The sequence below is a fragment of the Pseudomonas sp. HAR-UPW-AIA-41 genome, from assembly GCF_002304225.1.
In the GTDB taxonomy this organism is placed as follows: Bacteria; Pseudomonadota; Gammaproteobacteria; order Pseudomonadales; family Pseudomonadaceae; genus Aquipseudomonas.
On record NZ_NSLB01000001.1, the window covers coordinates 705,067 to 724,996 of the forward strand.

Consider the following 19,930-nt stretch of genomic DNA (forward strand, 5'->3'; position numbering starts at 1 on the left):
CTCAGTGCTGCCTGGGTGGATTGAGCGCCGGGTCCTGGCTCAGGCGCTGCTCGCAGAAGTCGACGAAGGCGCGCACCTTGGCCGCCACCTTGCGCCCGCCCTGATAAACCACATGCACGGGCAGCGGCGGCTGCTCGAAGTCCTGCAGAACGATTTCCAGCTCGCCACTGGCGACCTTGGACGCCACCTGATAACTCAGCACCCGGGTCAGCCCCCAGCCCAGCGCGGCGGCATTGATGGCCGCCTGGTTGGCGGTGACCACCAGCCGAGGTTGCAGGCGCACGCTGAGCGGGCTGCCGTTGTCCTCGAACTGCCAGTCGCTGAGTAGCGGGCTGCTGGCTGAGGCCACCACCTGCAGTTGCTGTAGTTGTTCAGGATGAGTCGGTCGTCCGTGGGCATCGAGAAACGCCGGAGAAGCGCAGATCACCCGGCGCACTTCACCGACGCGCACGGCATTCAGGCCGCTGTCCGGCAGGTTGCCGATGCGCACGGCCACATCGATGCCTTCATCGACCATGCTCACCACCCGGTCTACCAGCAGCGCGCGGATCTGCACGGCCGGATGCTGCTCCAGGAAGTCGACCAGCAACGGGGTGACAAAGAGTTCGCCAAACAACACGGGCGCCGTAAGCGTCAGTTGGCCCCGGGGCATGGCATGGCTGCCGGCGGCGGACTCTTCGGCCTCTTCCAGTTCGGCGAGGATGCGCCGGCAGTCCTCGGCATAGCGCTGGCCAGCCTCGGTGATATACACGCTGCGGGTGGTGCGGTTCAGCAGCAGGGTGCCGATGCGTTCTTCCAGTGCGGCGACGGCGCGGGTGACGCTGGGCGGCGACATGTTCAGGCGGCGGGCCGCCGCAGCAAACCCCTGTTCCTCGGCAACCGCCAGAAACACCTGCATTTCCTGAAAGCGATCCATGTCGGCCTCCTGATGTGAGAGGACAGTCTGCGTGGTTAATTACAGATTCTGCAATAGAGCTTTGTCAACTTGGGCTGTTCTTGTTCTTTCTGTGGGTTTTTACAGTGCGCTCACGTCGGACTCAACGGGTTCGGACGTTAACCCACTGCTCAACTGATCCAGCAAGGAAAACCATGATGAACCTGAAGAACTCCTTTATCGCTAGCTCCCTCGCCATTGCACTGGCCACCGGCGGCGCAGCGCTGCTGACCGCCACCAGCAGCTTCGCCTACGACGAAGCCTCCACCGCCTCGATCAACGTCGATGCCGGTCAGGTGATCCTCAAGGGTTACGACACCGTGTCCTATTTCCAGGGCAAACCGGCCATGGGCGACAAGCGTTTTGCCGTGAAGCATGAAGGTGCCACCTACTACTTCGCCTCGGCCGAGAACATGAAGACCTTCCAGGGCGATGCCGCGCACTACGTGCCGCAGTTCGGCGGTTTCTGTGCCATGGGCGCGGCGCTGGGCAAGAAGCTCGACGTCGACCCGAGCCAGTACAAAGTGGTCGACGGCAAGCTGTACCTGAACGTCAACGCGGACGTGTTCAAGAAGTGGTCCGAGGACGTGCCGGGCAACATTGCCAAGGCCAACGCCAACTGGCCGTCCATCAAGGACAAGGCCCCGAGCAGCCTGTAACCCGCCTGCCCCTGTTGGCGATTCAAGCCGACAGGGGCTTTCCGGAGAGATGACATGACTGTCCAAACCCTATCCGCTCGCTGGCAGGCATTGGGCCGTGATGCCCTGTTGCTGCAGGCCCGTATTACCCCAGGGGCGGTGTTCTGGCAATCCGGCCGGACCAAGGTCGATGGCTGGCAGCTCAAGGAGTCGGCGCTCTACCTGTTTCAGGAGGAGTACCGCCTGCCGCTGATCGATCCGGCGCTGGCCGCCGGGCTTGCCGCCTTTGCCGAGCATCTGTTGCCGATCCTGTTGCTGCTCGGACTGGGCACGCGCCTGGCTGCCGCCGGCCTGCTGGGCATGACGCTGGTGATTCAGCTCTTGGTCTACCCAGATGCCTGGGCGACCCACGGTACCTGGGCGGTGGCCTTGCTGCTGCTGATCGGACAGGGCGGCGGACGTCTGTCGCTTGATCACGGACTGCAACGCCTGCGGCAACGCCACCACGGCGTCAGTCAGAACCCCTGTGCCGGTCATGCCGATCCGGAACAATGCCTGAGGGCACCGCAATGATTGAACTCTACAGTGCCAACACCCCCAACGGTCTGAAAGTACCGATCGCCCTGGAAGAGCTGGGTGTCGAGTACCGCCTGATCAAGGTCAATCTGAGTAAGGGTGAGCAGAAGCGTCCGGCGTTTCTGGCGCTCAATCCCAACGGGCGGATTCCCGTGCTGGTCGACCTCGACGGTCCCGGCGCTCAGCCGCTAAACCTTGCCGAATCCGGCGCCATCCTGCTGTACCTGGCGCAGAAGCACGGTGACTTGCTGCCGGTTGATCCGCGTGAGTACCAGCGCGCCATGGAGTACCTGTTCCTGCAGGTGGCCAGCGTCGGGCCGATGTTCGGTCAGGCCGGCTGGTTCCTGCGCTCGGCACCCGAGCCTGTGCCGCTGGCCATCGAGCGTTACCGCAACGAGTCGCTGCGCCTGACTGCGCTGCTGGATGAGCGTCTGGCCGAGGTGCCCTGCCTCGCCGGCAGCAGCTACTCGATCGCCGACATCATGCACTTCAGCTGGCTGCGCATTGCCGACTATGCCGGCGTCGATCTGGACAAATTTCCCCATGTCCGCGCCTGGGTTGAGCGCATCAGTGCCCGGCCCGCCGTGCAGCGGGCACTGGCCCGGCTGCAGAACTGACCTTCTCTGAGGAGTACCTTATGCAAACGCTCAACACCTGCCTGGCCCTGTCATTGGCCAGTGCCTTGCTTGCGGCCACCCAGTCGGCCAGCGCCGCCGATGCCCCGGTCAATGCCGGCAAGGAAAAATGCTACGGGGTTTCGCTGGCCGGGCAGAACGACTGCGCCGCCGGCCCCGGCACCTCCTGCGCGGGCACCTCGAAGGTCGACTATCAAGGCAATGCCTGGAAGCTGGTCCCGGCCGGCACCTGTGTAGAGATCGAAACCCCGTTCGGCAAAGGTTCGCTCGAGCCCGTGCAGAGGCCCTGAACCATGAGCAGTCTCGCGCTCCGTGGCGGTGCCGGTGTGGCGTTCAAGCCGGTGCATTTCGATGCCCTGCTGGCCAATCCGGGGCGCGTCGACTTTATCGAGGTACATGCGGAGAACTATTTCGGCGACGGCGGCCTGCTGCATGCGCAACTCGCCGAGCTGCGCCGACATCTGCCACTGTCGGTGCATGGCGTGGGGCTTTCGCTGGGCGGCGTTGATCCGCTGGACGCTGAGCATCTGCAACGCCTGCGCCGGCTGTGCGAACGCTACGAACCGCAGCTGGTTTCCGAGCACCTGGCCTGGTCCGGGCATGCCGGTCAGTACCTGGGCGATCTGCTGCCGCTGGCTTACAACGCCGCCACGTTGCAGCGGGTAAGCGCACGGATACAGCAGGTGCAGGAGGCGCTGGGGCGCACGATCCTGATCGAGAATCCGGCCGTCTACCTGCGTCTGGACGAGTCCGACATGAGCGAGGTTGAGTTTCTCCGTCAGCTCTGCCGCGATACCGACTGCGGCCTGCTGCTGGATCTGAATAACCTGCTGGTCAGCTGCCACAACTGCGGTGGCAGCGCGGACGCTTACCTCAAAGCCTTGCCGGCTGAACGGGTAGGGGAGCTGCACCTGGCCGGCCACACCCGCATGCCGATTGGCGACGGCACGCTGCTGATCGACGATCACGCCAGTGCGGTGGCCGACGACACCTGGGCTTTGTATGTGCAGTGGCTGCTGCTGGCCGGCGCGCGCCCCAGCCTGATCGAATGGGACCGCGAGTTGCCCGCCTGGAGCACCCTGGCGGCCGAAGTCGATTGCGCCAGGGCGCTGCAACAAAGCCCCTATATGCCGCCTTGCGCTGATCGGGAGAAACTCGCATGACGCCCTTCGCACTGGAGGAATTCTCCCAGGCCCTGCACAGCCTGGATGCCATTCCGCTGCACCTGGGCGAGTCCGGTGAAGGTGCCTTTGCCCAGCGCTTTGCCGTATACCGCAACAACGTCCGGGCCTCGCGCACGGAAGCCCTGCGGCAGGGTTTTCCGGTGCTGGCGCAGTTGCTCGGAGCGGACTATTTCACCGCGCTGGCCGCAGTGTTCATCCTGCAGCATCCACCGCGCTCGGCCGCCCTGCAGGAGTACGGCGCCGAGCTGGCCGACTATATCGTCCGTTTCCAGCCACTGAGTGCGCTGGGGTATCTAGCGGATATCGCCCGGCTGGAATGGGCTCGCCTGTGTGCCTTCCATGCTGCTGATGCACCCGTACTGAACCTTGCAGACATGGACTTGGGGACCCTCAGCGAGCGCCTGACACAGCCACTGCGCTGGCATCCCTCGGTAACCCTGCTGTGCTCGGAGAGTCCGCTGTACCGCCTGTGGGCCAGTCAGCAGGGGATGGGCATAGCTCCCACAGCCCAGGACTGGCCGGCAGAAAACGTGCTGGTCTGGCGCCAGGGTCTGCAGCTGCGCACCGAGCCGCTGGATGCGGTAAGCGTTCAGCTGCTGCAACTGGCTACGCAGCCCAATCGCCTGCCGGCGGTATTGGCCGAACATCCGGAGTGGATCGGCCATCTACTCAAGTTGCTTCAGTGGCAAGTGTTCGCCGGGGAGTAAAAAGATCTCACGCTTGGCTATGAGGTGATCATTTCATAGGGGGCATCTGCTCTCTGGAGTTCTTTCGGAGAGCGGCCCTGGTGTGAATGCGCACTGCGCTTGACCACCGATTGCGTTCAACTTGACCAGTGCGTGTCACTGTCATGATCGGTAGGTAACGGCCTAAAACGGTCTCTGAATATCTACAAAAACTGTGGCGATTCAGATTGCCGTCCATCTAGCCACGTCTATAAGCCATCAAAAAAATGCGGTGGCACTCACAAAGCTATTCCCTGCGAGCAGTCAGTGAGGGCTGCTCAAGTGAGTTGGATATGTACATACAGCTCCTCATCTCGCGAAGGGCTGTCAGGTGGTCGACCTGGCCGAGATTGGAGGAAACACTGGTGATCAGTGCAACATTCCCGAATCCAGGCGACATCAGCATTCCTCCGCCCAGTTTCAGAAAATAAGTCTGTCCATTTTTCACATCCATGCTGCCTTCGACGTTCAGCGGATACAGATCAAGCGCCCAGCGTGTGGCGATCGTGTGCTTGCCTTCTGAGAGGTAGAAGTAGGTGAAGGAGGTGTTTTTCACCTCGCTGATCTCTTTGCCGTCGATGACTAGTGTTGGACTGCGCCAGAAGGGCATAACCCCGGAACGGTAGAGATAAACCAGAGCTGCGTCTTTTCTCGTAGTTGCCAGCTCTGAGAACTCATCGCCTTTGTGCAGGGTGGTACATGCGCTCAGCAATAGTGAGACGATGGTGAGCATTGCGGCTAGCAAGCGCGGCATGAGTTGTCCTTAACATGTAGTGATGTTGCATCCGGTCATAAATCTACCACCTTGCTCCAGATACACCAAAATCCGCGCAGATACAGGTAATTTGACTGGATCTTGACGCAGGACGGCGGATTTATGGCCGCTGCTGGCCCTATCTTGTGAATCCAAAAAGGGGGGAGATTAATTTTCTATACCCTCAACGGCCGCCTCGGGTTGAAAGGTGCCTCTTTGGGCTAGCGGGCCCGACTGCTTTTGGGCGATTCCTGTCCGTCGCCTATTAGTCAAATCGGCTGCGCACGGAGGTTTGCACCAGGGCAATTGACTGGTCAAATGGGGGCGTTGTGGATCTGGCTCTGCGCCGTAGTTCTCTCGTTGTGACGTGCTGCCTGCTGCGGGACCGCTGGGATAGAACGCTACCTTGCTGGATCGGATCATGGCCGCTTCCCTGTGCAGCACCGTCATCAGTCCACCTTGATTGCACAGGCAGGCGCATTGCGACAACTCGGCTGCTGTTCCTGCCACAGTGTTGTCCTGGCCAATAAGAAGCCCCTGAGCGGACTTTCGCTCAGGGGCTTTGCAGGGGTCGCATGGATCATGCTTTGCGTGACGCCAGCACCCGATCGGCACCGCCCTCAGCCACATCAAGCTGACGCTTGTGCCAGTAGAGGCGTGTGCGTTCGCTGCCGTCCTCAGCTAGTCGCACATCTTCATGGCTCTGGCTGTCGCTGCGTTGCTGGCGTTGACGCAAGCGGTCACTGCCATCTTCGGCCAGACGCTGCAGCTTGCTGACCACCGGGGCTGCTTTGAGTTTCAGGCGGTCACTGCCGTCGGCGGCGAAGGACGAAGTGCTGCCAAGGGTGATGAGGCTGCCGAGCAACAGGGCAGTGGTAATAAAGCGGTTTTGGCGGGTGGTGTTTTGCATGATGAGATCCTCAGGTTGGGTGCCGTTTCCGGCGTTGAGGAAAGTCTCTCAATACAAGTTCATTGCAAGAATAACCTTGATTGTGATTTTACTATTTCACTGGATGAAATTTAAGGCTGTGCACAGTGATCCGGCGGCACAGCACATGAGGTGGCCCAGACTCAGAGAGTCTGGGCCGCTCGCCGTTACTGGTAGGCTCCGGCCGAATAAATCAGCTCGTAGCTGTGGCTGTAGATTTCCAGAATGTTTCCGAAGGGGTCTTCCATGTAGACCATGCGGTAGGGCTTCTCGCCCGGGAAGTATTCGCGCACCGGCATGCGCTGCTTGCCGCCTGCCGCCACCACCTTGGCGGCCAGACCTTCAACATCAGGGTCCTGGACGCAGAAGTGGAAGATGCCGCTCTTCCAGTACTCGAAGTTGTTCTGTGGCCTCTCGGCATTTTTGAATTCGAAGATCTCAACGCCGATGCGATCTCCGGTCGAGAGGTGCGCAATACGGAACGAGCCCCAACCGGCGCCGAAGACGTCGGTGCACATGATGCCGATGGCCGAGTCGTCCTCGGTAATCGTGGTCGGCGGCATGATCAGATACCAGCCCATGACCTCTGTGTAGAACTTCACGGCGGCGTCGAGATCGGTGACCGACAGGCCGAGATGAGAAAAGCTGCGCGGATAGATGAGTGACATAGCCTTTACCTCTCAATCGTTGGTGATGTGGCCAGTCTAGGAAGGCATGTTCATAATGAAAATAGTCATCAGATTATTATATTGATAAGAGATCGTTATGATGAATCCGCAATGGCTGCGCACCTTCGTGGCCCTGATCGAGCAGGGCAGTTTCACACGCTGCGCCGAGCATCTGGATCTGACCCAGGCCGCTGTCAGTCAGCACGTACAGAAGCTCGAGGAGCGACTGGGCCCCTTGCTGATACGCCGACCCCGCCAGCTTGAACTGACCCCCGCCGGGCGCGCGCTGTTGAGTTATTGCGAGGAGGTCAGTGCCGCTGATCAGAGGCTGCACAAGCGCTTGTCCGAGCATGATGAGGAGCACGGCGAGATTGCGTTGATCTGTCCCGGCAGCATCGGACTGGTTCTCTATCCCATGCTCCTGGAGGTGCAGCGGGCAACTCCGGGGCTGAGCATCCGTCAGCGCTTTGCTCCGGATCGCGAGGTGCTCGAAGCGGTGCTGGAAAATCGTTTCGAGCTGGGCCTGACCACACTGAAGCCCGATGATCCGCGCCTGTGCGTAAGCCGCTTCACCGAGGAGCCGCTGGAGTTGATTGCTCCTGCTTCAGAACGGGTCGAGGGCTGGGATGATCTCAAACGCATTGGCTTCATCGATCATCCGGACGGCCGTGCCATGGGGAGTCGTCTGCTCAGTCGTTATTACCCTGAGGCACCTGGTATCGGCAGCCTTCCCTGTCGCGGTTTCACCAACCAGATCGGGTTGATTCTTGAACCTGTGGCGCGAGGGCTGGGTTTTACGGTGCTGCCGCGTTATGCACGCCTTGCGTTTCAACGCCCAGCCAGTATTCAGGTCATTCAGGGGCCGCGATTGGTTGAGGACACGCTATGGCTGATACATCGCGCCGAATGGCCTCTGTCTGCTCGGGCGCAGCTGGTCGCCCAGAAACTGAAAACACAGATTGAAGGTCTGGGCGAATAGATCGTGCTGTTCCGCCGGTGTGTGGCAACTGCGCTCAAAACACGGAAAATCTGTTTCTCTGACCATCGCCCCGGGTCAGGACTGCATACAATTTGTGCCCGACTCTTTCTGCCATGCACATGGCGGCCGAACACAAGGAACCTTTTCATGGCTTCACCGGGTAAACCGCGCAGAAACGCCAGACGGGCTACAGCTCAGGCCAGACCGGGCCGTCCAGGCCCCGCCAGGGCCAATGTCATTCATCCGCTCCTGGCCAACCCGCTGGTCAACGAGCCGTTCGATGATGTTGAAATCGACCTCAGTACCTTCGATTTTCAGGACATCGAAGAAAACGGATTCGATCCGGCGCACTTCGATGACTTGTTTCAGGCAATGAAGGTCGGTGAAGGCATCAGCCTGCTGGCGATGTGCCTGATCTTTCTGCAGTACCCCGTGCTGGAGCTGGTGGTTGCCGAGGAAGCCGAGGAGGCTGCCCTCGACTTCATGATGGGCCTGCTGATCGTCTACCGCGGTATCTTCCACGGCGAGGACGAAGACGCCGCCGTACGCTGGGTCAGCAGCGAGGCGTTTCAGTCCGCGTACAACGAAGCGTCGGCCATCCTGCAGCAGAAGTATGCCGGCGGTGCTGCAAACAGTCGGGGCCACTGACGGCGGCGCAGCCTCCGCTGGGGCTTAGCCCTTGAAGCCCTTGGCCACCAGATACACCTCGCGGGAGCGGGGGCGGGAGGCTTCCGGTTTGCGGATCATGACCTTCTCGAATGAGCTGCGCACATCCCTGAGGAACTCGTCCGAACCCTCGCCCTGGAACACCTTGACCGCATAGTTGCCGCCGGGCTTGAGCACCTGGCGCACCATGTCGAGGGTCAGCTCGACCAGGTACATCGAGGCGGCCTGATCGGCGGCGGCCACGCCACTGATGTTGGGGGCGATGTCAGAGATGATCAGGTCGGGCTGCCTGCCGTCGAGCTTGTCGAGCAGTTGCTGAAACACGGCGTCGCTGGTGAAGTCGCCCTGAATGAAGTCGACGTTATCCAGACCATCCATCGGCAGAATGTCGGTGGCCAGCACGCGGCCCTTTTCACCCACCAGCTTGCCGGCCACCTGCGACCAGCCGCCGGGCGCCGAGCCGAGATCCATGACCAGCATGCCGGGGCGGATCAGCTTGTCCTTCTCGTTCAGCTCCATCAGCTTGTAGCTGGCCCTGGAGCGCAAACCATCCTTCTGCGCCCGTTTGACGTAGGGATCGTTAACGTGTTCGTTCAGCCAGCGGCTGCTGCTTTTGGAGCGTTTCATGAGCGGGGCGACCAGGGTCAATCAAAGTGAGAAGCGGCCAGTGAGAGGGCTGTTGACCGCAAAGTGGCGCCGATTATAGGCCGATAAAGCGGCGCAGGTTAAATCCGGCGGGCCGGCGGGCATGCTGCCGGCCCCCGCAGCGCCTTGCGCAGAGCGCGCCGGACGGGCCTGACAGGGTGCGGCGCTGGCGGGTACAATTGCGCCTTACTCCCTCCTTTTGTTGCTTCCTTTGCCGGAGTCACCGGCCAGGATTACCGCCATGATTCGCATCAACGAACTGTCTCTGCCGCTCGATCACTCCGCCGATGAGTTGCGCCAGGCCATCATCAAGCGCCTGGGTATTGCCGATGCAGACCTGCTGAACTTCACCGTCTTCAAGCGCAGCTACGATGCGCGCAAGAAGAACAGCGTGATCCTGTTCATCTACATCATCGATCTGGAAGTACGCGATGAGGCGTCGATTCTGGCGCGCCTTGCCGATGACCAGCACATTCGCCCGGCACCGGACACCCACTACTACCCGGTGGCTCAGGCGCCGGCCGGCCTGACCGAGCGGCCGCTGGTAGTCGGCTTCGGCCCGTGCGGTCTGTTCGCCGCGCTGCTGCTGGCGCAGATGGGCTTCAAGCCGATTGTGCTGGAGCGTGGCAAGGATGTGCGCCGGCGCACCAAGGACACCTGGGCGCTGTGGCGCAAGAAGACCCTGACGCCCGAATCCAACGTGCAGTTCGGCGAGGGCGGGGCGGGGCTGTTCTCCGACGGCAAGCTCTACAGCCAGATCAAGGACCCGAAGTTCTACGGCCGCAAGGTGATGCACGAGTTCGTCCGCGCCGGTGCGCCGGAAGAAATCATGTACGTGAGCAAACCGCACATCGGCACCTTCCGCCTGACCGGTGTGGTCGCCGCCATGCGAGAGGAGATCATCGCCCTGGGTGGCGAGGTACGCTTCGAGAGCAAGGTGACCGATCTGGTCATCAATGATGGGCAGCTGGAGGGCGTGGTACTGGCCAGTGGCGAGACCATTGCCAGCCGCCATGTGGTGCTGGCGCTGGGTCACAGCTCGCGCGATACCTTCCGCATGCTGCACCGTCAGGGCGTGTTCATCGAGGCCAAGCCCTTTGCCATCGGTTTCCGCGTCGAGCACCCGCAATCGCTGATCGATCAGGCCCGCCTGGGCAAATACGCCGGTCACCCGGAGCTGGGCGCCGCCGACTACAAGCTGGTGCACCACGCCAAAAACGGTCGTGCCGTGTACAGCTTCTGCATGTGCCCGGGCGGTACCGTGGTGGCGGCTACCTCCGAGCCGGAGCGCGTGGTCACCAACGGCATGAGTCAGTACTCGCGCAACGAGCGCAATGCCAACTCCGGCATTGTTGTGGGTATTCATCCCGAGCAGGACTTCCCCGGCGGCCCGCTGGCCGGCGTGGAGTTCCAGGAGCGTCTGGAGTCGCGAGCCTATGAACTGGGCGGCCGCGACTACTGCGCGCCGGCGCAGCTGGTTGGCGACTTCATCCGCGGCGTACCGTCGAGTGAGCTGGGAGAGGTTGAGCCTTCCTACAAGCCGGGCATCCGTCTGGGCGATCTGGCCCTGTCGCTGCCGGATTATGCGATCGAGGCCATCCGCGAGGCGCTGCCGGTGTTCGGCAAGCAGATTCGCGGGTTCGACCGGGATGACGCGGTGCTTACCGGCATCGAGACCCGTACCAGCTCCCCGGTACGCATCACCCGTGACAATGAAACGCTGCAGAGCCTGAACCTCAAGGGCCTGTACCCGGCCGGCGAGGGTGCCGGTTATGCCGGTGGCATCCTCTCGGCGGGCGTGGACGGCATCAAGGTGGCCGAGGCGGTAGCCAGGTCGATGCTGGCCGAGCAGGACAACTGATGAAACTCGACGACATCAAGAAACTGCAGCAGAAGAAGTACCGCGCCGAGTTTGGTCATTTTCTGGTGGAGGGCGAGCACCTGCTGCTGGAGCTGCAGAAGGCGGCCGTGCACAACCCGGCGCTGCTCGCCAGCCAGCTGTATGTCACGGCCGCCTACGAGCACTGGCAGAGCCCGTTCAAGACCCTGGTGATCAGCGACCGGCAGATGGCGCAGATCGCCGACACCCAGACCCCGCAGGGCATCCTCGCGGTGGTGCCCATGGCGGCGCTGACGCCGGCAACGACGGCAGCGGGCGAGCGCGCCATCTACCTGCACGAGATTCAGGATCCGGGCAATCTCGGCACCATCCTGCGCACCCTGGCCTGGTTCGGTGGCTTGCGTTGCCTGCTCAGCCCCGGCAGCGTCGACCCGTACAACCCCAAGGTGGTGCGCTCCAGCATGGGCGCCATTTTCCATGCGCCGCTGGAGCTGGATGTTGAGCTGGACAGCCTCGGCAAACGCTTCCCGCGCATTGCCTGCCTGGACATGCAGGGCGAGCCGGTGCAGTCGGCGGCCTTCAAGGCCTTCGATTGCTACCTGTTTGGCAATGAGGCGCGCGGCGTACCGCGCGAGCAACTCAACGCGCTGGGTGCCCAGCCGTTCACTATTGCCGGCTGCGGCGCCATCGAGTCGCTGAACCTGGCCACCACGGTCAACATGTGTGCCTACGAGTTGAACCGCTAACAGGCTGTTGAAAAACTACCTGCGTTGCCAGCACGGTGTTAAAAACAGGCTCAAAATGCTCATTTACCACTCGTAAACTGCGCTTCTTCGCCTGTTTTTGCCTTGCGCTGGCTGCCTCACCAACGTTTTTCAACGGCCTGCTAAGGGTTCAGTTTGACCCTCTGCCAGGCGCAAGGCCTGGCACGTTTCATTTCTGCGCGTTCAAACCGCTTGGTCGTAAACAGTGCCTTCAGCCCTGAGTCTGTCGGTTGCGGCTGGCCGTGACGATGCGGCCGGCAGGCACATGCAACTGAGTCAGCAGGTATTCGGCGAAATCCGCCTTGAATGGCTGGCGGGCAATGGCGCCGGCCATGCAGTCCAGCCAGGCCTGGCTGTGACCCTCATCAATCGGCCACTGGGCGTGGAAGGCGGGGATGGCGATGGGGCCGTAGCGCTCGCTGAACAGGCGCGGGCCGCCCAGCCAACCGCTGAGGAAGCAGGCCAGCTTGTCGCGCGAGGTGGCCAGGTCCTCGGGATGCATGGCGCGAATGGCCGCAGCTTCGGGGCGCTGCTCCATCAGGTCGTAGAAGTCGTCGACCAGGCGACGCAGGCCGTCGATGCCGCCGGCGGCCTGGTAGGAGGCGTCGCCAACGCCGTAGGTCGGGGTGTCGGTCATGGGATTGGGCTCCTTAAGAAAAGCGCAGTTTAACTCTCGTCGTTCTGGCTACGGACTGGGGCAGGGCGCCGCACCGACCCGGTATGAACGTCCGGCTATTAAAGGGGCGGGGGTGTTGCCGCCTGATCTGCGCCGGTAACTGATCGAGCCAGGCACTCGCTCATAGATCGAGGTTTGCAACAGCGTCGGCCAACAGCCGCTGGTGGCTGCCAGCTAGGGGCGTCGCTTGCCTGGGATGGACATGGAGCGTCCATGCTTGGAAATTGATAAAAATATTTTGGTTATAAAAAAATAATTAATAATTCTTTTGAGGAATTTAAGCTTTCCCCTAGAGTCAGCTCCAAGCCGACAGCGGACCACCGCACCGAGCCCATAGAACGGGGCTCATCCTACCTTCAGCCGCGCACAGACGCCGGCGCGATCGAGCCCCACTGCAGTGCCAACACGCACACCGACTGCATCTGGAGCTTGACGCATGAACTACCAATCCCTGCCGCTGGCCATCGCCCTCGGCCTTATCGCCCAACAGGCTGGCGCTGCCGGCTTTGTCGAAGACAGCAAGGCCACTCTTGGTCTGCGCAACTTCTACATCAATCAGGACACCCGCAACCAGGACGCCAACACCCAGGAAGAATGGGGGCAGGGCTTTCAGTTCAATTACGCTTCCGGCTATACCGAAGGCACCGTCGGCGTCGGTGTGGATGCGCTGGGCCTGCTGGGCGTGAAGCTCGACTCCGGCAAGGGCCGCCACTACAACCCGGATTCGAAAAAATACTCCGGCACCGTATTTCCAACCGACAGCGACGGCCGTGCCGAAGATCAGTTCAGCAGCCTGGGTCTGACCGGCAAGCTGCGCTTCTCCAAGACCGAAGCCCGCCTCGGCACCCTGCAGCCGAAGCTGCCGGTGGTGACTTTCAACGACGGTCGCCTGTTGCCGCAGACCTTCGAGGGCGGCCAGATCACCTCCAGCGAAATCGACAACCTGACCCTGATCGGCGGCCAGCTGGAACACGCCAAGGGCCGCAGCTCCAGCAGCAACGAAGGCCTGTCGATTGCCGGCGCCAACAATGCCAAGACCGGCCAGTTCAGCAACCAGTTCCGCTTTGCCGGTGGTGACTACAAGATCGGCAAGGACCTGCTGGCGCAGTACTACTACGGCAATCTGGAAGACTTCTACCAGCAGCACTTCCTCGGCCTGACCCACAACTGGGCGATTGGACCGGGCGCCTTGAAGTCCGACCTGCGCTATTTCCACAGCAGCTCCGACGGCAAGAACGGCAGCGCCGCCGGCCGTGCCGAAGGCTACAAGAGCAGCGGCTACTGGGAAGCCGGCGATGCCAGCCGTGGCGAGGTTGATAACGACACCTGGAGCGCCCTGTTCACCTACACCCTGGGCAGCCACGCGCTGAGCGCCGGCTATCAGCAGGTCGAGGGTGACAGCGCCTTCCCGTTCCTCAACCAGGGGGATGGCGCCACCGCCTACCTGATCACCGACCGCCAGATCGGCAAGTTCCTGTCCTCCGGTGAGCGCACCTGGCTGGCCGAGTATGCCTACGACTTCAGCAAGGTCGGCGTGCCGGGGCTGAAGGCCGTGGCCACCTACCTGTCGGGCGACAACATCCAGGCGGCCGGTGGCGAGCAGAAGGAGTGGGAACGCGACTTCCGCCTCGACTACGTCCTGCAGGATAGTCCGCTCAAGGGCCTGGCCTTCTCCTGGCGTAACGCCAGCCTGCGTGGCAATGCCGCCGCCGACCAGGATGAGAACCGCCTGATCGTCAGCTACAGCCTGCCGCTGCTCTGAACCTTTCGCGGAGCGCCCGAGCGCTCCGCACCACCAGCCCGAGGAGGCACCACATGAGCATTCGACTGGGCGACATCGCCCCCGACTTCGAACAGGACTCCAGCGAGGGTCGTATCCGTTTCCACGAGTGGCTGGGCGACAGCTGGGGGATTCTGTTCTCCCACCCGGCCGACTTCACCCCGGTGTGCACCACCGAGCTGGGCCTGACCGCCAAGCTGCACGACGAGTTCGTCCAACGTGGCGTCAAGGCCATCGCCCTGTCGGTGGACCCGGTGGATTCGCACCTGCGCTGGATCGACGACATCAACGAAACGCAGAACACCCGGGTCAACTTCCCGATCCTGGCCGATGCCGACCGCAAGGTTTCCGATCTGTACGACCTGATCCACCCGAACGCCAACGACACCCTCACGGTGCGCTCGCTGTTCATCATCGATCCGAACAAGAAGGTACGGTTGATCATCACCTACCCGGCCAGCACCGGGCGCAATTTCCACGAGATCCTGCGGGTGATCGATTCGCTGCAACTGACTGACAGCCACAAGGTCGCCACGCCGGCCAACTGGCAGGACGGTGATGAGGTGGTGATCGTGCCGTCGCTCAAGGATGAAGACGAGATCAGACAGCGCTTCCCCAAAGGCTATCGCGCCGTCAAACCCTACCTGCGCCTGACCCCGCAGCCGAACCGCTGAGGAGCCGATCATGCGGGTGGTTTCTATCGGCGGCAGCCCCAGTCTCACCTCACGTTCGGCCGCGCTGCTGGCCTATGCCCAGCGCTGGCTGGAGGAGCGCGGGGTTGAGGTGAACGGGTTCCAGATCCGCGATTTTCCGGCTGAGGACCTGCTTCACGCGCGTTTTGACAGTCCGGCCGTGCGCGCCTTCAGCGAGCAGGTGGAACAGGCCGATGGTCTGCTGGTGGCGACACCGGTGTACAAGGCCTCGTTCTCCGGAGCGCTGAAGACTCTGCTCGATCTGCTGCCCGAGCGTGCCTTGCAGCACAAGGTGGTGCTGCCGATTGCCACCGGCGGCAGCAACGCTCACATGCTGGCGGTGGACTATGCGCTCAAGCCGGTACTGGCGTCGCTCAAGGCCCAGGAAATGCTCCAGGGGGTGTTCGCCGAAGACCGGCAGATCGCCTACCGCGCCGATGGCGTGGACCTGGACCCGGCGCTGGAAGAACGCCTGGACAGCAGTCTGGATCACTTTTTCACGGCCCTGGCCCGGCGCCCGAAACCACTGGCGCCCCATGAACTCAACGACCGGCTGGTCAACGCCCGCTGGAGTATCTGACACACGCTTTACCCTCCCTCACTGGTCCGACAACGGGCGAGCAGGTAGCCAACCCCTCATAGCAATCGCAAAGGAGAGCGCCATGCGCACCATTACCTTGCGTCGGAGTCTGGTCGCCCTGTTTGCCGCGGCCATTTCCTTCGGCGCCATTACCCAAGCTCAGGCCGAAGAACTGCGTATCGGTTATCAAAAATACGGCACCCTGGTTCTGCTCAAGGCCAAGGGCACCCTGGAAAAACGCCTGGCCGAGCAGGGCGTCAAGGTCACCTGGACCGAATTCCCCGGCGGCCCGCAGTTGCTCGAAGGGCTCAACGTCGGCTCGGTGGACTTCGGTGTCACCGGCGAGACGCCGCCGGTGTTCGCCCAGGCGGCCGGGGCCGATCTGCTCTATGTGGCCTACGAACCACCTGCACCGACCAGCGAGGCGATTCTGGTGCCTAAGGGGTCGTCGCTGACCTCGGTGGCCGACCTCAAGGGCAAGAAGGTCGCCCTGAACAAGGGCTCCAACGTCCACTACCTGCTGGTGCGGGCGCTGGAAGATGCCGGGCTGTCGATCAACGACGTCACCCCGGTCTACCTGCCGCCGGCTGATGCTCGCGCGGCTTTCGAGCGCGGCAGCGTGGATGCCTGGGTGATCTGGGACCCGTTCCTGGCCGCCGCGGAGAAGCAACTGCAGGCCCGCAGCCTGCGCAATGGCGAAGGGCTGGTCGACAACCACCAGTTCTACCTGGCCACCCGTCCCTATGCACAGAAGCACCCGCAGGTGATCAACACCCTGATCGAGGAAGTGCGTGGCGTGGGTGAGGACTCCAAGGCCGACCCGGATGCGGTAACGGCTCAGGTGGCGCCGCTGCTCGGCCTGTCTCCGGAAATCACCAGGGTGGCCGTCAAGCGCCAGGGCTATGGTGCCCAGCCGCTGACCCCGGCCGTGGTGCAGGCGCAGCAGAAGATCGCCGACACCTTCACCGAGCTCAAGCTGATCCCGAAAAAGCTGAGCATCAAGGACGTGATCTGGACCCCGCCGGCCAAGGTCGCGCAGCAGTAAGCCTCAGCCCCTCTCCCGTCGGGGGAGGGGCATCCTTTAAGGAGACCACTCCATGAGCCTGAATATTTTCTGGTTCCTGCCCACCCATGGCGATGGCAAGTACCTGGGCACCGCCGAAGGGGCCCGCGCCGTCGATCACGGCTACCTCACCCAGATCGCCCAGGCCGCCGACCGGCTGGGATTTGGCGGTGTACTGATTCCCACCGGCCGTTCCTGCGAGGACTCCTGGCTGGTAGCGGCTTCGCTGATTCCGGTGACGCAGCATCTCAAGTTCCTCGTGGCCCTGCGCCCCGGGATCATTTCGCCCACTGTGGCGGCGCGTCAGGCGGCGACACTGGACCGGCTGTCCAGCGGTCGCGCGCTGTTCAATCTGGTCACCGGTGGCGATCCGGACGAACTGGCCGGTGACGGCCTGAACCTGTCCCACGAAGAGCGCTACGAAGCTTCGGTGGAGTTCACCCGCATCTGGCGTCGCGTACTGGAAGGCGAAACGGTGGACTACGCCGGCAAGCACATTCAGGTCAAGGGCGCCAAGTTGCTATACCCGCCGCTGCAGCAGCCGCGTCCGCCGCTGTATTTCGGTGGTTCCTCGGCCGCCGCCCATGACCTGGCCGCCGAGCAGGTGGAGATGTACCTGACCTGGGGCGAGCCGCCGGCGGCGGTCGCCGAGAAGATTGCCGAAGTCCGCGAGAAGGCCGCGAAACTCGGCCGCACGGTGCGCTTCGGCATCCGCCTGCACGTGATCGTGCGCGAGACCACGGAAGAGGCCTGGGCTGCCGCCGAGCGCCTGATCAGTCATCTGGATGACGACACCATCGCCCGTGCCCAGGCCTCGCTGGCGCGTTTCGATTCGGTGGGTCAGCAACGCATGGCGGCGCTGCATGGCGGGCGCAAGGACAAGCTGGAAGTCAGCCCCAACCTCTGGGCCGGCGTCGGCCTGGTGCGTGGCGGTGCCGGCACAGCACTGGTTGGCGACGGCCCGACCGTGGCCGCGCGGGTGAAGGAGTACGCCGAGCTGGGTATCGATACCTTCATCTTCTCCGGCTATCCGCATCTGGAAGAGTCGTACCGGGTCGCCGAACTGCTGTTCCCGCACCTGGATATCGCCCAGCCGGAGCGACCCGTGTCGCGCGGCTATGTCAGCCCCTTCGGCGAGATGATCTCCAGCGACATCCTGCCCAAGGCCGCGGCCCAGAGTTGAGGACAGCACAATGACCAAGCTCTGGTTGTCCCGTCTCGCGCCCTGGGCACTGCCGCTGGCACTGCTGGCGATCTGGCAGGGCGCGGTGGTCGCCGGTTGGCTGTCCACGCGCATCCTGCCGGCGCCCAGCGCGGTGCTGGAGGCGGGCTGGGCGCTGTTGGCCAGCGGTGAAATCTGGACCCACTTGGCCATCAGTGGTCAGCGTGCAGCCATCGGCTTTGCCATTGGCGGCGGACTGGGTCTGCTGCTGGGCTTTATCACCGGTTTGTCGACCTGGGGCGAACGCCTGCTCGACAGTTCGGTGCAGATGATCCGCAACGTGCCGCACCTGGCGCTGATCCCGCTGGTGATCCTGTGGTTCGGCATCGACGAGAGCGCGAAGATCTTTCTGGTCGCCCTCGGCACGCTGTTCCCCATCTACCTCAACACCTATCACGGCATCCGCAACGTCGACCCGGCGCTGGTGGAAATGGCGCGCAGCTATGGCCTGTCGGGCTTTGGTCTGTTCCGTCAGGTGATCCTGCCCGGCGCGCTGCCATCGATTCTGGTCGGCGTGCGCTTCGCCCTCGGTTTCATGTGGCTGACCCTGATCGTCGCGGAAACCATTTCCGCCAGCGCCGGTATCGGCTACCTGGCGATGAATGCCCGCGAGTTCCTGCAGACCGATGTGGTGGTGCTGGCTATCCTGCTCTACGCACTGCTCGGCAAGCTGGCCGATCTGGCCGCCCGGCTGCTGGAGCGTGTGTGGCTGCGCTGGCATCCGGCCTATCAGGCCAAGGCAGGTGTGCAATGACCGCTCGGCAGAGTATTCATCAGGGGATTCCGTTGGCCATCGAAGGTATCCGCAAGGCCTTCGGTTCACGTGAGGTGCTCAAGGGTATCGACCTGCACATCCCGGCTGGCCAGTTCGTCGCCGTGGTGGGCCGCAGCGGCTGCGGCAAGAGCACGCTGCTGCGTCTGCTGGCCGGGCTGGATCAGCCAACCGACGGGCAACTGCTGGCCGGAAAAGGCCCGCTCAGTGCGGCGCGGGAAAACACCCGGCTGATGTTTCAGGACGCGCGCCTGCTGCCGTGGAAACGGGTGATCGACAACGTCGGCCTGGGCCTGACGGGCAACTGGCGTGAGCAGGCGCGGGAGGCGCTGGCGGCCGTGGGCCTGGCCGAGCGCGCCAACGACTGGCCTGCAGCTTTGTCTGGCGGGCAGAAGCAGCGCGTGGCCCTGGCCCGTGCGCTGATCCACCGGCCGCGCCTGTTGCTGCTCGATGAGCCGCTGGGCGCGCTGGATGCCCTGACCCGCATCGAGATGCAGCAACTGATCGAGCGCCTGTGGAAACAGCATGGTTTCACCGTGCTGCTGGTGACCCACGACGTGGCCGAGGCCGTGGCGGTGGCTGACCGGGTCATTCTGATCGAGGAGGGCCGCATCGGCCTGGACCTGGCAGTCGATCTGTCACGTCCGCGTCCGCGTGGCTCGGCGCAGCTGGCGGCGCTGGAGGCGGAGGTGCTTAACCGCGTGCTGGCGCTGCCGGAGCTGCCACCGCAGCCGGAACCTGTTTCACCCTTGCCCACGCAGCTGCGCTGGGCGCTTTAAGCAAGACCCCATCCCGACCCATGATCCAAGGAGCAAGACCATGACCATCAAAGCCATCAACGTCCGCAACCAGTTCAAAGGCACCATCAAGGAAATCGTCACCGGCGACGTGCTGTCGGAAATCGACGTGCAGACCGCCGCCGGCATCGTCACCTCGGTGATCACCACCCGTTCCGTGCGCGAGCTGGAGCTGGGCGTGGGCAGTGAGGTGATCGCCTTCGTCAAATCCACCGAGGTGTCGATCGCCAAGCTGTAAGTACTGCTGCTGGACACCACAGCCCGGCTTTTGCCGGGCTTTTTTTCGGGCCTCTGCATGTCGCTGCATCAGCCCGCCAGCCTGGATGTTGTCAGATCCATACAGGAGAGCCTGGTCAGGCCAGGAATGCAGTGGCGTGGCGGTTGCGCTGTCAGCAAAAAGCCCGGCAAGTGC

The 19,930-nt window shown here is 62.8% G+C and carries 24 protein-coding genes; 18 read left to right on the forward strand and 6 right to left on the reverse strand.

Going from position 1 to position 19,930, the window contains the following annotated elements; genetic code table 11:
- Nucleotide 1 precedes the first annotated feature (1 nt).
- The gene (locus tag CK486_RS03240) at nucleotides 2-916 is read right to left on the reverse strand and encodes a LysR family transcriptional regulator (protein WP_095938831.1); all 915 of its coding nucleotides are present in this window, start codon (nucleotides 914-916) and stop codon (nucleotides 2-4) included.
- 176 nt (nucleotides 917-1,092) lie between these two features.
- Between CK486_RS03240 and CK486_RS03245 the strand changes: the two genes are divergently transcribed.
- From CK486_RS03245 to CK486_RS03270, 6 genes are read left to right on the forward strand one after another with little or no spacing between them, the layout of a single operon-like run.
- Nucleotides 1,093-1,593 (forward strand): YHS domain-containing (seleno)protein, encoded by a 501-nt coding sequence (locus CK486_RS03245; protein ID WP_095938832.1) that lies wholly within the window; start codon nucleotides 1,093-1,095, stop codon nucleotides 1,591-1,593.
- Between the two features lie 54 nt (nucleotides 1,594-1,647).
- Complete coding sequence (locus CK486_RS03250) at nucleotides 1,648-2,145, forward strand: DoxX family membrane protein (RefSeq protein ID WP_095938833.1); 498 nt, start codon at nucleotides 1,648-1,650, stop codon at nucleotides 2,143-2,145.
- Nucleotides 2,142-2,765, forward strand: a complete 624-nt coding sequence (locus tag CK486_RS03255; protein ID WP_095938834.1) for a glutathione S-transferase family protein — start codon at nucleotides 2,142-2,144, stop codon at nucleotides 2,763-2,765. Before CK486_RS03250 ends, CK486_RS03255 begins: the two co-directional genes overlap by 4 nt.
- Nucleotides 2,766-2,785: 20 nt before the next feature.
- Nucleotides 2,786-3,073, forward strand: coding sequence for a DUF2282 domain-containing protein (locus CK486_RS03260; protein WP_095938835.1), 288 nt, complete (start codon nucleotides 2,786-2,788; stop codon nucleotides 3,071-3,073).
- Nucleotides 3,074-3,076: 3 nt separating this feature from the next.
- Nucleotides 3,077-3,946: a DUF692 family multinuclear iron-containing protein gene (locus tag CK486_RS03265; protein ID WP_095938836.1), complete on the forward strand. Its 870-nt coding sequence runs from the start codon at nucleotides 3,077-3,079 to the stop codon at nucleotides 3,944-3,946.
- Nucleotides 3,943-4,674, forward strand: a complete 732-nt coding sequence (locus tag CK486_RS03270; protein WP_095938837.1) for a putative DNA-binding domain-containing protein — start codon at nucleotides 3,943-3,945, stop codon at nucleotides 4,672-4,674. Before CK486_RS03265 ends, CK486_RS03270 begins: the two co-directional genes overlap by 4 nt.
- A 265-nt stretch (nucleotides 4,675-4,939) precedes the next feature.
- Here the strand turns inward: CK486_RS03270 and CK486_RS03275 are convergent, their stop codons facing one another.
- From CK486_RS03275 to CK486_RS03285, 3 genes are all read right to left on the reverse strand, one after another.
- Complete coding sequence (locus CK486_RS03275) at nucleotides 4,940-5,446, reverse strand: DUF2846 domain-containing protein (RefSeq protein WP_095938838.1); 507 nt, start codon at nucleotides 5,444-5,446, stop codon at nucleotides 4,940-4,942.
- A gap of 580 nt (nucleotides 5,447-6,026) precedes the next feature.
- Complete coding sequence (locus CK486_RS03280; RefSeq protein WP_095938839.1) at nucleotides 6,027-6,356, reverse strand: hypothetical protein; 330 nt, start codon at nucleotides 6,354-6,356, stop codon at nucleotides 6,027-6,029.
- Nucleotides 6,357-6,541: 185 nt separating this feature from the next.
- Complete coding sequence (locus CK486_RS03285) at nucleotides 6,542-7,042, reverse strand: lactoylglutathione lyase family protein (RefSeq protein WP_095938840.1); 501 nt, start codon at nucleotides 7,040-7,042, stop codon at nucleotides 6,542-6,544.
- 97 nt (nucleotides 7,043-7,139) lie between these two features.
- Here CK486_RS03285 and CK486_RS03290 point away from each other — a divergent pair, with 97 nt between their 5' ends.
- Together CK486_RS03290 and CK486_RS03295 are read left to right on the forward strand one after the other, a co-directional pair.
- Nucleotides 7,140-8,021 (forward strand): LysR family transcriptional regulator, encoded by an 882-nt coding sequence (locus CK486_RS03290; protein ID WP_095938841.1) that lies wholly within the window; start codon nucleotides 7,140-7,142, stop codon nucleotides 8,019-8,021.
- Nucleotides 8,022-8,168: 147 nt separating this feature from the next.
- Nucleotides 8,169-8,669, forward strand: a complete 501-nt coding sequence (locus tag CK486_RS03295) for a hypothetical protein (protein WP_095938842.1) — start codon at nucleotides 8,169-8,171, stop codon at nucleotides 8,667-8,669.
- 24 nt (nucleotides 8,670-8,693) lie between these two features.
- On the opposite strand, the gene rlmE is transcribed toward CK486_RS03295, so the two are convergent.
- Nucleotides 8,694-9,314, reverse strand: a complete 621-nt coding sequence (gene rlmE, locus CK486_RS03300) for a 23S rRNA (uridine(2552)-2'-O)-methyltransferase RlmE (protein WP_095939050.1) — start codon at nucleotides 9,312-9,314, stop codon at nucleotides 8,694-8,696.
- Nucleotides 9,315-9,573: 259 nt separating this feature from the next.
- On the opposite strand from rlmE, the gene CK486_RS03305 reads away from it, so the two are divergent.
- Both CK486_RS03305 and CK486_RS03310 read left to right on the forward strand, forming a co-directional pair.
- Nucleotides 9,574-11,193 carry an NAD(P)/FAD-dependent oxidoreductase gene (locus tag CK486_RS03305; protein WP_095938843.1) on the forward strand — a complete coding sequence of 540 codons (1,620 nt, stop codon included), beginning with the start codon at nucleotides 9,574-9,576 and terminating at the stop codon, nucleotides 11,191-11,193.
- Entirely contained in the window at nucleotides 11,193-11,918 is a 726-nt protein-coding gene (locus CK486_RS03310; protein WP_095938844.1) for an RNA methyltransferase, read from the forward strand. The genes CK486_RS03305 and CK486_RS03310 overlap by 1 nt, the downstream gene beginning before the upstream one ends.
- A gap of 229 nt (nucleotides 11,919-12,147) precedes the next feature.
- Here the strand turns inward: CK486_RS03310 and CK486_RS03315 are convergent, their stop codons facing one another.
- On the reverse strand, nucleotides 12,148-12,573 hold the full coding sequence (locus CK486_RS03315; RefSeq protein ID WP_095938845.1) for a group II truncated hemoglobin: 426 nt from the start codon (nucleotides 12,571-12,573) through the stop codon (nucleotides 12,148-12,150).
- A 475-nt stretch (nucleotides 12,574-13,048) separates the two neighbouring features.
- Here CK486_RS03315 and CK486_RS03320 point away from each other — a divergent pair, with 475 nt between their 5' ends.
- The 8 genes from CK486_RS03320 (at nucleotide 13,049) to CK486_RS03355 (ending at nucleotide 19,756) form a co-directional block, all read left to right on the forward strand.
- Nucleotides 13,049-14,374: an OprD family porin gene (locus CK486_RS03320; protein WP_095938846.1), complete on the forward strand. Its 1,326-nt coding sequence runs from the start codon at nucleotides 13,049-13,051 to the stop codon at nucleotides 14,372-14,374.
- Nucleotides 14,375-14,427: 53 nt separating this feature from the next.
- The gene (locus tag CK486_RS03325; protein WP_095938847.1) at nucleotides 14,428-15,066 is read left to right on the forward strand and encodes a peroxiredoxin; all 639 of its coding nucleotides are present in this window, start codon (nucleotides 14,428-14,430) and stop codon (nucleotides 15,064-15,066) included.
- Between the two features lie 10 nt (nucleotides 15,067-15,076).
- Nucleotides 15,077-15,664, forward strand: a complete 588-nt coding sequence (gene ssuE, locus CK486_RS03330; protein WP_095938848.1) for an NADPH-dependent FMN reductase — start codon at nucleotides 15,077-15,079, stop codon at nucleotides 15,662-15,664.
- Nucleotides 15,665-15,746: 82 nt separating this feature from the next.
- Nucleotides 15,747-16,709, forward strand: a complete 963-nt coding sequence (locus CK486_RS03335; protein WP_095938849.1) for a sulfonate ABC transporter substrate-binding protein — start codon at nucleotides 15,747-15,749, stop codon at nucleotides 16,707-16,709.
- Between the two features lie 52 nt (nucleotides 16,710-16,761).
- On the forward strand, nucleotides 16,762-17,910 hold the full coding sequence (ssuD, locus tag CK486_RS03340) for an FMNH2-dependent alkanesulfonate monooxygenase (protein WP_095938850.1): 1,149 nt from the start codon (nucleotides 16,762-16,764) through the stop codon (nucleotides 17,908-17,910).
- Between the two features lie 10 nt (nucleotides 17,911-17,920).
- Nucleotides 17,921-18,703, forward strand: a complete 783-nt coding sequence (ssuC, locus tag CK486_RS03345) for an aliphatic sulfonate ABC transporter permease SsuC (RefSeq protein WP_095938851.1) — start codon at nucleotides 17,921-17,923, stop codon at nucleotides 18,701-18,703.
- On the forward strand, nucleotides 18,700-19,500 hold the full coding sequence (gene ssuB, locus CK486_RS03350) for an aliphatic sulfonates ABC transporter ATP-binding protein (protein WP_095938852.1): 801 nt from the start codon (nucleotides 18,700-18,702) through the stop codon (nucleotides 19,498-19,500). The genes ssuC and ssuB overlap by 4 nt, the downstream gene beginning before the upstream one ends.
- A gap of 40 nt (nucleotides 19,501-19,540) precedes the next feature.
- Nucleotides 19,541-19,756 carry a molybdopterin-binding protein gene (locus CK486_RS03355; protein ID WP_095938853.1) on the forward strand — a complete coding sequence of 72 codons (216 nt, stop codon included), beginning with the start codon at nucleotides 19,541-19,543 and terminating at the stop codon, nucleotides 19,754-19,756.
- The last annotated feature ends 174 nt before the right edge of the window (nucleotides 19,757-19,930 follow it).